This is a genomic window from Streptomyces sp. NPDC038135 (genome assembly GCF_055601245.1).
Genome location: NZ_JBVJXS010000004.1, coordinates 419,433 through 431,510, shown reverse-complemented (window position 1 = coordinate 431,510; position 12,078 = coordinate 419,433). Strand labels below are relative to the sequence as shown.

Annotated in this window: 8 protein-coding genes; 4 read left to right on the top strand and 4 right to left on the bottom strand. The window is 72.8% G+C overall.

Going from position 1 to position 12,078, the window contains the following annotated elements; genetic code table 11:
- Positions 1-78: 78 nt before the first annotated feature.
- Entirely contained in the window at positions 79-1,233 is a 1,155-nt protein-coding gene (locus ACZ7JA_RS13600; protein WP_351663206.1) for a glutathione-independent formaldehyde dehydrogenase, read from the bottom strand.
- Between the two features lie 252 nt (positions 1,234-1,485).
- Here ACZ7JA_RS13600 and ACZ7JA_RS13595 point away from each other — a divergent pair, with 252 nt between their 5' ends.
- Entirely contained in the window at positions 1,486-2,376 is an 891-nt protein-coding gene (locus ACZ7JA_RS13595) for a restriction endonuclease (protein ID WP_404029854.1), read from the top strand.
- Between the two features lie 31 nt (positions 2,377-2,407).
- Here the strand turns inward: ACZ7JA_RS13595 and ACZ7JA_RS13590 are convergent, their stop codons facing one another.
- Positions 2,408-2,623 carry a hypothetical protein gene (locus tag ACZ7JA_RS13590; protein ID WP_351663698.1) on the bottom strand — a complete coding sequence of 72 codons (216 nt, stop codon included), beginning with the start codon at positions 2,621-2,623 and terminating at the stop codon, positions 2,408-2,410.
- 272 nt (positions 2,624-2,895) lie between these two features.
- Here ACZ7JA_RS13590 and ACZ7JA_RS13585 point away from each other — a divergent pair, with 272 nt between their 5' ends.
- Positions 2,896-5,073: an FUSC family protein gene (locus ACZ7JA_RS13585; protein ID WP_470808124.1), complete on the top strand. Its 2,178-nt coding sequence runs from the start codon at positions 2,896-2,898 to the stop codon at positions 5,071-5,073.
- Positions 5,074-5,226: 153 nt separating this feature from the next.
- Complete coding sequence (gene lpdA / locus ACZ7JA_RS13580) at positions 5,227-6,639, top strand: dihydrolipoyl dehydrogenase (protein WP_351663214.1); 1,413 nt, start codon at positions 5,227-5,229, stop codon at positions 6,637-6,639.
- A 59-nt stretch (positions 6,640-6,698) separates the two neighbouring features.
- Here the strand turns inward: lpdA and ACZ7JA_RS13575 are convergent, their stop codons facing one another.
- Positions 6,699-9,047: a GH92 family glycosyl hydrolase gene (locus tag ACZ7JA_RS13575; protein WP_470808123.1), complete on the bottom strand. Its 2,349-nt coding sequence runs from the start codon at positions 9,045-9,047 to the stop codon at positions 6,699-6,701.
- Between the two features lie 291 nt (positions 9,048-9,338).
- On the opposite strand from ACZ7JA_RS13575, the gene rox reads away from it, so the two are divergent.
- On the top strand, positions 9,339-10,763 hold the full coding sequence (rox, locus tag ACZ7JA_RS13570; protein ID WP_351663219.1) for a rifampin monooxygenase: 1,425 nt from the start codon (positions 9,339-9,341) through the stop codon (positions 10,761-10,763).
- A gap of 69 nt (positions 10,764-10,832) precedes the next feature.
- On the opposite strand, the gene ACZ7JA_RS13565 is transcribed toward rox, so the two are convergent.
- The gene (locus ACZ7JA_RS13565) at positions 10,833-11,756 is read right to left on the bottom strand and encodes a YihY/virulence factor BrkB family protein (RefSeq protein ID WP_389447581.1); all 924 of its coding nucleotides are present in this window, start codon (positions 11,754-11,756) and stop codon (positions 10,833-10,835) included.
- Positions 11,757-12,078 lie beyond the last annotated feature (322 nt).

The following is a 12,078-nucleotide window of genomic DNA, read 5'->3' as shown; positions in this document are numbered from 1 at the left end:
CACTCCGCATCCCATGACCCACGGCGCGTCACCCACCAGGGGTGACGCGCCGTCGGATTCTCCGTGCCGCAGTTCAGGTCACGCGGCGAGCGCGTGGCCCGGGTGCAGTACGACCTTCGTGTAGCCCTCGATCCGCTTGTCGAACTTCTCGTACGCGTCGGGCGCGTCCTCGAGCGGCAGCTCGTGCGAGACCACGAAGCTCGGCTTGGCCCGTCCTGCGATGATCATGTCGCGCAACTGGCGGTTGTACCGCTTGACGTTGCACTGGCCGGTGCCCATCTGCTGGCCCTTCTCGAACATCCGGCCGATGGAGACCAGCAGCTGACCGTGCTTGGCGTGCTCGTCGGGTCCGCCCGGGTCGGACGGCACGTACAGGCCGGGCACGCCGAGCATGCCCGTGGGCCGTACCGTCTCGACGAGGGTGTTGAGGACGACGGCGGGCTCCTCGTGGCTCACGTCCTTGTGCGACGTGGCCTGGTAGCCGACGGCGTCCACGCCCTTGTCGGTCCCCTCGCCCGCGGTCTGCTCCTTGATCTGCTCGGCCGGATCGCCCTTGGTGAAGTCGATGGGGATGGCCCCGATCTCCTCCGCCTTGGCGAGCCGCTCGGGCACCCGGTCCACCGAGAAGACCTTGGACGCGCCGCGCAGCAGCGCCGAGTAGGCGGCCATCAGGCCGACCGGGCCCGCGCCGAACACGGCCACGGACTCACCGGGCGACACCTGCGCCAGCTCGCAGCCGTGGTACCCGGTCGGGAAGATGTCGGCGAGCAGCACGAAGTCCGTCTCGAACTCCTCGCCCGGCGGCAGCTTCAGGCAGTTGAAGTCGGCGAACGGGACCCGCAGCCGCTCGGCCTGGCCGCCGGTGAACGGGCCCATCGCCACGTATCCGTACGCTCCGCCCGCGAACCCCGGATTCACCGTCAGGCAGAACCCGGTCTTCCCGGCGAGGCAGTTCTTGCAGAACCCGCAGGCCACGTTGAACGGCATCACGACCCGGTCGCCCTGGGACAGGGAGGCGACACCGCTGCCGACCTCCTCGATGACGCCGAGGTTCTCGTGGCCGAAGACGATACCGGCCGGCGCGGCCGTCCGGCCCTCGTACATGTGCAGGTCGGAGCCGCAGATCGCGGTGGACGTGACCCGTACGATCACGTCGTTCGGGTGCTGGATCTGCGGATCGTCGACGTCACCCACCGTCACGCTGAACGGCTTCTCATAGACGACGGCTTTCACCTTCGGTCACCTCCGCGTGGAACACCGGACGGCGGCGGCGACGGGCCCGCTCCGCGGGGCACCGGACAGGCCGGCCCGCGGCCGCGCCCCACGAAGTCCTCGCCGCGCTGCTGAACACTTCCAGCATTCGCCCGCCCGGCCCGTTCCGCAAAGGCACGCCGTCGACGGCCGCCAACCACCGTTGAAGTCGGCGATCTTGGGCACGCGTAGCCGGGTGATCTTCGTCTTCGTCCTCTTGGAGGGAAGCCCAGCATGACCGTCCCCGCCCGGCCCTTCCGTCCCGTCGACCGTGACCGGCGGCGCTTCGACCTGCGCACGACCGCCCTGTTCTTCGTGCTGCTCGCGATCATCCTGTGCGTCCTGAGCTTCGTGGCCCGTACCGCGGTCGACATCGTCGAACGCCGTCCGTTCTGGGCCTGTTCACTGGCCATGGTGTGCTTCGCGGCGGCGCTGACGGGCAGGTCCCGGTGGCGGCGGCTGTCCGTCGCCAGATGTGCGCGCCGCGCCACCGAGACCCTGGAGGCGGCGGCCGAGCGGGCATCCGACACACTGCGTGCCCCCGCCCCCGCCCCGATGCCGGCCCCCGCCGAGCCGATGGCGGCGGAGGCGGCGGTGGCCGCGGCGCCGACCGCACCGGCCGGCGTACCGAGCGGGCCCGGCGTCCCCGCTCCGGAGGCCGCGTACCCCGGCGCCGAGCCGTTCGGGCCCGGCGGTGCGGAGGCGACCGTCCCCCTCGACGACGTGGTCGACCACGCCGAGCTCGACCCCGACGCCTTCGAACAGGCCATAGCCGACCTGTGTGCGCGCGACGACTGCCGGCAGGTGGAAGTGGTCGGCGGCGCCGGTGACTTGGGCGCGGACGTCACCGCGGTCACCCCCGACGGCCGGCGCGTGGTCATCCAGTGCAAGCGCTACTGCGACACCAACAAGGTCGGCTCGCAGGACATGCAGCGCTTCGGCGGCACCTGCTTCACCGTCCACGAGGCCGACATAGCGGTGGTCGTCACGACGAGCGACTTCACGGCGCCCGCCCTCGAGTACGCCCAGCAGTGCGGCATCCTGTGCGTCAACGGCGAGGAGCTGAGCGCCTGGACCGACGGCACCGGACCGCGCCCCTGGGATCTCGTGGGACCCGGCGTCTGAGGGCCGGAGGGGTGCCCACAGGAGTCCTCCGCTAGTCGGTTCCGGACTCCAGGACGCGGCGGGCCGCCTCGGCCTCCGCGGCCGGCGGGGACAGCTCGTCGAGGGTGTCGAGTTCGGTGTCCGCCTCCAGCTCCCGTTCCCACGCCGCCGCCAGCCGCTCCTGCTCCTCGCGAGGTCTGGCGGCCACGGCCTCCCGGTGCTCCGGGTCCAGGGCCGCCAGGAAACGTCCCACCGGGTCCGTCGGCATACCGTGCTCCTTGTTCGCCGGGAAGGGGCAGCTCGCGCTCCAGCATGGCCAACGGCTCCGGCGCGGGCCGCCCGACACGGCCCGTGACCACCCTGATGGCCCCGCCGCCGGCCGGCCTCCTCCGCCCGGCCGGCACGCCCCGCCTCACGGCGGGCATCCCGGCCGCCGCGCGTGCCGGGCGCCGGGCGGTGCGGGATTCTGTAAGCGTGTGTGCTGCCCCAGCAGGCCGGATCCCCTCGGCCTACGCCGCCTCGGGCCGCCGAGCGGTACGCGTGACGCTGGTCGCCGCGACCGGGTTCTTCCTCTTCCGCTACGGCCTGGGCCTCCCCGTCGCGGCGACGTACGCCCTGTTCTCCGCCGTGGCGCTGGGCGGACTGTCCAGGATCCCCGGCACCGGACGGCAGCGCGCCGCGACGGGACTGCGCGCGCTGCCGGTGTGCTGGCTGCTGGTGGTCGTCGGCACCTGTCTGTCGGTGCGGACCTGGAGCGCCGTCGCGGGCATGCTGATCGTGGGCTTCGCCCTGGCCTTCACAGCCGTGGGCGGGCCGCGCCCGGCCGGCGCGGCTCCCGGCCTGCAACTGCTCTACATCCTGCCGTCCTTCCCGCCGTACGACCCCGGCTCGCTCGGCGAACGCCTGATCGGCACGACGACGGGGCTGGTCCTGCTCATCGCCGCCGAGGCGCTGATCCTCCCCGAGCCCCCGCCGCCGTCGTACCGGGATCGGGCCGCCCACGCCGCACGGACCGCGGCCCACTGCGCGACCCTCCTGGCCGTGCCCCCGTATGCCCTGACCGGCGCCGACAGCGAAGCCGCCCGGGAGGACGGCGCGGCGCTGCGGCCGCTGACCGTGCCGGAGGCGGAACGTCCCGCCGGACCGGGGCTGCGTGACCGCGCCCTCGCCCACACCGGTCTGGCCACCCGCACCCTGCTCAGCCGGCTGGCACGGCTGACCACCCCGCCCGGCGGCGGTCAGGGCCCCCGCGTGACCGCCGTCCTGCGCGCGGTGGCCGGACTGTCCACCGGGACCGCGAGCGGCCTCGGATCGGGTCCGGCGCCGCTGGCCGCGTACGCGGAACTGGCCGAGGCGCGCGCACACCTGGCGGCCGCCTCCGCCGGCCACGTGCCGGCCGGGGCCGCCGCCGACGGCACGGGCCCGCCGGTCCTGCCGCCCGCCGTGCTGCGCCGGCACGCCGCCGTACTGGAGATCGCCGACGCCGCGCTGGCCATGGCCAGGGCGGCCGACCTCGCGGTACGGGGCCGGCGGGCGTCGCTGCCGGTGCCGCCGGGCCCCTTCTGGTACGCCACGAGCCGGGCCCCGACGCTGTGGTGGCACCGGGCGCGCGGCCACGCCGGGCGCCGTTCGGTGTTCTTCCAGAACGCGGTGCGCATCGCCCTGGCCCTGACCGCCGCCCGGCTCGTCGCGGGCGTGGACACGCTGCCCCACGGATTCTGGGCGATGCTGGCCACGCTCACCCTCACCCGGACCACCATGGACGAGACCTGGAGCACGATCCGCCGTGCGCTCGGCGGGACGCTGGCCGGGGCGCTGCTGACCGCCGGACTGCTGACGCTGGTGGGCACCCACGACGAGGTCTACGCGGCCGTGCTGCCGCTGTGGATGCTGTTCGCCTTCACCGTGGGCCCGGTCAAGGGCGTCGGCTGGGCACAGGGCCTGTTCACGGTGCTCGTCGCCCTGGTGTTCGCCCAGCTCGCGCCGTCGACCTGGCAGCTGGCCGAGGTCCGTCTGCTGGACGTGCTCGTCGGCAGCGTGATCGGCGCGGTGTTCGGCCTGCTCGCCTGGCCCCGCGGCGCCCACGACGAGCTGCGCCACGCGGCGGCGGAACTCCTGCGCCGGGCGGCCGAGATCGTGGTGGCCACCAGCGCCGACGTGGCGGCCGGCGGCCCGGTGGCGGCCGCGCCGTTCGCGGTGTCCGGCCACCGCTCGCTGCACCAGGCGGTCATCCTCGCGGAGTCCGCGTACGCCCAGTTCCAGAGCGAGCCGACGCTTTTCGGCGGCCGGGGGAGGGGTGCGGCGCTGCCCACGGTGGACTGGCAGGCCGCACTGATCGCCGGGCATCACACCCTGTGGGGATCGGAACGGCTGCTGGAACCGCCGCCCGCCCCGCTGGGCCCGGCCGCCGCCGAGTCGGCCGCGGGGCTCGGGGACCGGGTGGCCGGGCGGATGCTGCTCGTCTCGGCGGCGCTCGACCCCGGGAGCGACACCCCGGCCGCACCGGTGCCCCGCCTCGACCCCGACCTCCCCGGATTCGCCGCGGAGCCGCCCGGCGCGCCCCGGCGGTACTACGCGACCGTCGCCTGGCTGAGCGCGCTGATGACCGACCTGGCCCGCGTCCCGCGCTCCGGCCCGGCACCCGGGCCCGCGACGAACACCGCCGCGCGGACCGGCGACCGGGCCCCCCGCGCCGCGGGTCCACGTCGGCTCAACTGACCGCTTCCGCCGCGCGATGCGGGCGGCCGGGCCGCCGGCGGCGGGCGCGTCGGCCAAGCGGTTGCGTGAGCCTGCCGGACCCGTGGATGATCCAATCGAGGCCGGGCACCCACCTCCGGCCACCGGAACCGTCCCACAGGAAGGGAAACCCCCATGCCCGAGCTGGACGAACGCTTCGACGTCGTGGTCCTCGGAGCCGGACCCGGCGGCTATGTCGCCGCCGTCCGCGCCGCCCAGTTGGGCAAGCGCGTCGCCGTCGTCGAGGAGAAGTACTGGGGCGGTGTCTGCCTGAACGTGGGGTGCATCCCGAGCAAGGCGCTGCTGCGCAACGCCGAGCTGGCGCACATCTTCACCCGCGAGGCGAAGACCTTCGGCATCAAGGTCGACGGGAAGGTGTCCTTCGACTTCGGCGAGGCCTTCCGCCGCAGCCGCAAGGTCGCCGACGGCCGTGTCAAGGGCGTCCACTACCTGATGAAGAAGAACGGCATCACGGAGTTCGACGGCCGCGGCACCTTCCTCGACCCGCACACGCTCGAGGTGGCGGGGTACGACGGATCGACGCGCACCATCGGCTTCGACCACTGCGTCATCGCCACCGGCGCCACCCCCAAGCTGCTCCCCGGCACCCGCCGCACCTCCCGGGTGGTGACCTACGAGGAGCAGATCCTCGCCGAGGAACTGCCGCAGTCGATCGTGATCGCGGGCGCGGGCGCGATCGGCGTGGAGTTCGCGTACGTCCTGCACAACTACGGCGTCAAGGTCACCATCGTCGAGTTCCTGGACCGCGTGACCCCGCTCGAGGACGCCGAGGTGTCCGCCGAGCTCGCCCGCCAGTACCGCAGGCTCGGCATCGACGTGCTGACCTCCACCCGGGTCGACGCCATCGACGAGTCCGGCCCGCAGGTGCGGGTCACCGTCACCGCCAAGGACGGATCGCAGCAGGTCCTGGAGGCCGACAAGGTCATGCAGGCGATCGGCTTCGCCCCGAACATCGAGGGTTACGGCCTGGACAAGGTGGGCGTACGGGTCACCGAGCGCGGCGCGATCGACGTCGACGGCCGCTGCCGCACCTCCGTCCCGCACATCTTCGCCATCGGCGACGTCACCGCCAAGCTGATGCTCGCGCACGCCGCCGAGGCGATGGGCATCGTCGCCGCGGAGACCCTCGCCGACGCGGAGACCATGGAGCTCGACTACGCGATGATCCCGCGCGCGACCTACTGCCAGCCCCAGGTCGCCAGCTTCGGCTACACCGAGGCCCAGGCCCGCGAGCTCGGGCACGACGTCAAGGTCGCCAAGTTCCCCTTCACCGCGAACGGCAAGTCGCACGGCCTCGGCGACGCCACGGGCTTCGTGAAGCTGATCAGCGACGCCAAGTACGGCGAGCTGCTCGGCGGCCACCTGATCGGCCCGGACGTCACCGAGCTGCTGCCCGAGCTGACCCTGGCCCAGCAGTGGGATCTGACGGTCCATGAGGTGGCGCGCAACGTGCACGCGCACCCGACCCTGGGCGAGGCCGTCAAGGAGGCCGTGCACGGCCTGGCCGGCCACATGATCAACATGTGAGAGCGGGCCGTGGCCACGACTCTGCGATCGCGGCCACGGCCCGTCCCGTTCCACCCGGGTCAGTTGAGCGCGGGCGGCCCGTCCTGGGCACCCGTGCCCCACCCGGACGGCTCGGCGCCGACCGTGAACGCCAGCGACCGCATACCGCGCAGGTCGCTGGTCGTCACATAGGTGCGGCCGTACGGGGCGCCGTCGACGCGCGCCGCCTGGACGTAGCGGTTGCCGTCGGAGGTACCGGGCGCGGTCACGGTGAGCGCACCGCGCGGGTAGTAGCGGCGGTCCAGCGTGAGGTCGACCCGCTCGAAGACCGGCGTGGACAGGCCCCAGGTGTCGTAGCCGGGCTGGACCGGGAAGACGCCGATCGACGACAGCACGTTCCAGGCGGACATGGTGCCGAGGTCGTCGTTGCCGGTCATGCCGGTCGGGGTGTCCGTGAAGAGGGTCAGCGCGGCGTGCACCACGTCGGTGGTCTTCCACGGCTGGCCGGTCGAGAGATAGGTGTACGGGGCGATGAGGTCGGGCTCGTTCTGCGGGTTGTACTTGTCCGCGTTGTAGTAGTCGTACGGGCCGTTCACCCATACCTCGCGGGCGGTCTTCGCGGGGTCCTTCACCAGCTTGTCGTAGGCGAAGAAGGAGTCCAGCCGCTCGTTGGCCGCCTGCTTGCCGCCGATCAGGCCGACCATGCCCGGCAGGTCCTGCGGCACCAGCCACTGGTACTGCCAGGACGTGCCCTCGTGGAACCCCTCGCTCTGCGCCGGGTCGGCCGGACCGGTGAAGGCGCCGGAGGCGTCGCGGGCCCGGAAGAAGCCGGTCGAGGGGTCGAAGATCCGGCGGTAGTTCTGGGCCCGGGCCGCGTAGCGCGCGGCGTCCGCGTCATGGCCGAGGTCGCGGGCCATCTCGGCGAGCATCGCGTCGGACAGGGCGTACTCCAGGGTCGCCGAGGCGCCGTGGTCGTAGTCCGAGTCGCCCGGCTTCGCGTGCGGCCGGCCCTTGACGTAGGGCGCGAAACCGTCCGCGACGTACTCCCTGTCGGCCTCGCGGCCCACCGCCGGCGAGTCGGCGGGGGGCACCCCGTCGGCGTTCTTCCTGAGGGCGCGGTAGGCCCGGTCCTCGTACCCCTTGAGCAGCCCCTGCTGGTAGGCGTTGGTGAGGAACGGGGTGACCGGGTCGCCGGTCATGATGTTCGTCTCGACCGTGCCGTAGCCCCACTTGGGCAGCCAGCCGCTCTCCTCGTCGATCCGGATCACCGATATCGCCATGTCCCGCGCCTCGCGCGGCGCGAGCAGGGACAGCAGCTGGGACTGGGTGCGGTAGGTGTCCCACAGGGACCAGTTCTGGTAGTACGTGAAGCCCCGGGCGCGGTGGACCTTCTGGTCCCACCCGGTGTACCGGCCGTCGGTGTCGCTGCCGATGTTGGGGGCGAGGAAGGACCGGTACAGCGACGAGTAGAACGTGCGCCGCAGGGTCTCGCTCCCGCCCCGCACCCGTACGTCGTCGAGCCGGTCCTCCCAGGCGCGCCGGGCCGCGGCCCGTATCTGCTGGAACGAACGCCCGCCCTCGGCGCGGAGGTTGAGCGCGGCGCCGTGCGCGTCCACGTACGACAGGGCGGTCGTCGCCTCGACCGTCCGGTCCTTGCTCGTGTCGAACCGGACGTACGCGCCGTCCCGGCCGCTCTTCGAGCCGTCGCTGACCGTGGAGCCGTCCCAGGTGCCGAACGCGGTGAACGGGTGGTCGAACCGGGTGACGGTGTACACCGTGTACGGCTTGGTGTCCTGGCAGAACCCGCTGCCGGTGATCGCGGTGCGCACCGTGTGGTCGTCGAGGACCTCGACCTTGGTGGAGAGCGTCCGGTGCAGCGACTGGCCGGCGTTGAGCAGCACGTTGGCCTTGTCGGTGGCCGGGAAGGTGTAGCGCTGCACACCGGTGCGCGCGGTCGCCGTCAGCTCGGCCTCGATGCCGGTCTTCAGACCGACCTTGTAGTAGCCGGGGCTCGCCTGCTCCGCGTCGTGGCTGAACTCCGCCTGGTACTTGGCGTAGTCGGTGGACGTCACGTCGCCGGTGGTGGGCAGGACGGGCAGGTCGCCGCCCAGTCCGCAGCCGACGCCGGAGAGATGGACGAGGGAGAAGCCCCGGATGTGGTTCTGGGCGTAGTCGTATCCGGTGTTGTGCCCGGTGTCCGGGGACAGTTGCACCATCCCGAAGGGCACGGCGGCGCCCGGATAGGTGTTGCCCTCGTTCTGGGTGCCGATGAACGGATTGACCAGGTCGGTCAGCCGGCCGTCCGGTGCGGCGGCCGCCTGGGCCGTGGGCGCGGCGAGGGCGGCGCCGATCAGCGCGGCCGCCGCGACCACCGTGCCCGCGCCGCGTAGGCGTCGGCTCCAACTCGTGCGCGGATGAGTCCCACTCATGGGCGCGTACGCCTCCCGGGGCTAGACAACGTTGTCAAATCGCACAGCGCGCCCATTCTTTGTGCTGTACGTGTACGCGTCAAGGGTTTGGCGAAGGCCGGATTCCGGCCCCGAGTCCCGTGTCGCGCGGGAGACTTCGGTCCCGCGGCGGACGGCAAAACGAAAGGCAAGGAGGTCACAGCGCTCCTTGCCACTCTCAACGTATAGCGCACCGGGGGCCTTGCGGCAAGACCCCCGTCCTGCCGCAGAATTCCGGGCCGAAGGCAGAAGCCGCACGAAATGGGGGACTTGATGACCGACGTGATCATCGCGGGCGGTGGCCCGACCGGGCTGATGCTCGCCGCCGAACTACGGTTGCACGGGGTGCGGGTGGTCGTGCTGGAGAAGGATCCGGAGCCGGCCGCGTTCGTCCGCGCGCTCGGTCTGCACGTGCGCAGCATCGAGGTGCTGGACCAGCGCGGCCTGCTGGAGCGCTTCCTCGAACACGGCCGGAAGTTCGCGACCGGCGGCTTCTTCGCAGGTCTGGGCGCCTCCTGGCCCGAGCGGCTGGACACCGCCCACTCCTACGTCCTCGGCATTCCGCAGACCGTCACCGAGCGCCTGCTGACCGCGCACGCCGTCGACGCGGGCGCCGAGATCCGGCGCGGCCGCGAACTGGTCGGACTGGCCCAGGACGACGAGGGCGTGACCGCCGAACTGGCCGACGGCACCCGGCTGCGCTCGCGCTACCTGGTCGGCTGCGACGGCGGCCGCAGCACGGTGCGCAGGCTGCTCGGCGTCGGCTTCCCCGGCGAACCGGCGAGGACGGAGACCCTGCTGGGCGAGATGGAGGTCGCGGTGCCTCCCGAGACGCTGGCCGCGGTGGTGGCCGAGGTCCGCAGAACACAGACACGCTTCGGTGCGATGCCCCTCGGGGACGGAGCGTACCGCGTCGTCGTACCCGCCGACGGGGTGGCCGAGGACCGCTCGGTCCCGCCGACCCTCGACGACTTCCGACGGCAGTTGCGGGCGTTCGCCGGCACCGACTTCGGCGTGCACTCACCGCGCCGGCTCTCCCGCTTCGGCGACGCCACCCGGCTCGCCGAGCGCTACCGCACCGGCCGGGTGCTGCTGGCGGGCGACGCCGCGCACATCCATCCGCCGACCGGCGGACAGGGCCTCAACCTCGGCCTCCAGGACGCCTTCAACCTCGGCTGGAAGCTCGCCGCCGAGGTGAACGGCTGGGCACCCGAGGGGCTGCTGGACAGCTACCACGACGAGCGGCACCCGGTGGCCGCCGAAGTGCTGGACAACACCCGCGCGCAGATGGAGCTGATGTCCACCGAGCCGGGCGCCCGGGCGGTGCGCCGGCTGATGGGGGAGCTGATGGACATCGAGGAGGTGAACCGGCGCCTGATCGAGAAGATCACCGCTGTCGGGATCCGCTACGACTTCGGTGACGGACACCGGCTGCTCGGCCGGCGGCTGCGCGACGTGCGGCTGAAGCGGGGACGGCTGTACGAGCTGACGCACGCGGGGCGCGGGCTGCTGCTGGACCAGACCGGCCGGCTGTCGGCCGCCGGGTGGGCGGACCGGGTCGACCACGTCGTCGACGTCAGCGACGAACTGGACGCCCCCGCGGTGCTGCTGCGGCCCGACGGCCATGTGGCCTGGGCCGGCGAGGACCAGCGGGATCTGACCGCCCGGCTGTCCGAGTGGTTCGGCGCCGCCGCCTGACGCCGTGTCCGACGGGATCCCCCGCGGACCGTCCGGTCACCCGCCGGGCGTGCCGTACCGGTGCGGCGTTCAGGCGGGGGAGGCGTCGCCGTCCGGGAGCGGGCCGGCGGCCTGCGCCTTGTGGAGTTCGGCGGTGAACTGCGCGCCGGCGAGCAGCGCGAGGTTCGACAGCCAGAGCCAGATGAGGAAGACGACGATGCCGGCCAGGGACCCGTAGAGCCGGCTGTAGGTGCCCAGCAGGTCGGCGTACAGGGCGAAGCCGGCCGAGGCGGTCAGCCACAGCGCGGCGGCCAGGGCCCCGCCGGGCAGACTGTGACGGCTCCGGCGGGCCGGCGCCGGCCCGGTGTGGAAGACCACCACGACCAGCACCGCCACCAGGCACAGCAGCAGCGGCCAGCGGGTGATGCCCCAGATGAGCTGCGCGGTGCCGTCCAGGCGCAGCAGGCGGCCGAGGAGTTCGGCGACGGGTCCGGACAGCATCAGCACCAGGGCGCTGACGACGAGGAGGGCCAGCAGCACCAGGGCGGTCGCCACGATGCGGTGCGCCTTGCGCCAGGGGGAGCGGCGGTCGGGGATGCGGTACATGCCGTGCAGGGCGCGGCGGAAGACGGCGAGGTAACTGCAGGCCGACCACAGCGCGCTGACGGCGCCGGCCGCCATCAGCGTCCAGGTCGTGGAGTGCCGCCTGAGCACACCGGCGAGCACGCCGTGGAGCTCGGCGCCCGACTGGCCGGGCGCGTAGTGCGTGACATGGGCGATGAACTCGGCGGCGGTGCTGGGGCTGACCAGGCCGAAGGCGAGCACGGTGACGAGCAGGGAGGGAAGGACCGCCAGGATGGAGTAGTAGGTCAGCGCGGCGGCGTAGTCGGTGAGGTCGTCGTTCCACATCGTCACCGGTGTCCGGCGCAGGGCCGGCCACCAGTCCCGGGCGGGCCGGCTCAGTCCGCCGCGGAGCCGGCCCGGGCGCCCGGCCGGGCGCAGGTCAGCGGACATGCGGCGTCCGGTGGAAACGGCGGCCGGGACGCCGGTCGACTGCGGTGCGCGAGGTCAACATCTCTTCCAGGGTCCGGGTGCGCTGACCTGTCCTGCTCGGTCACGGTCGCCGAAGGCTATCAGCAGGGCCCCGGTGACCTGGTCCGATGCCCAGGGCGCCGGGCGGCCGTCGCGTACCCGCGGCAACACGCGTACGGGGGACCTACTCCCTTAGAGGGCGAATGTCATTCCATTGGCCCCGTATTCGGCCGGTCAAGGCGAATTCCCACGTTTGTCGCCGCGAGGATGGAGGCCGACTGGACCGCGAACCGCGACATCGGGA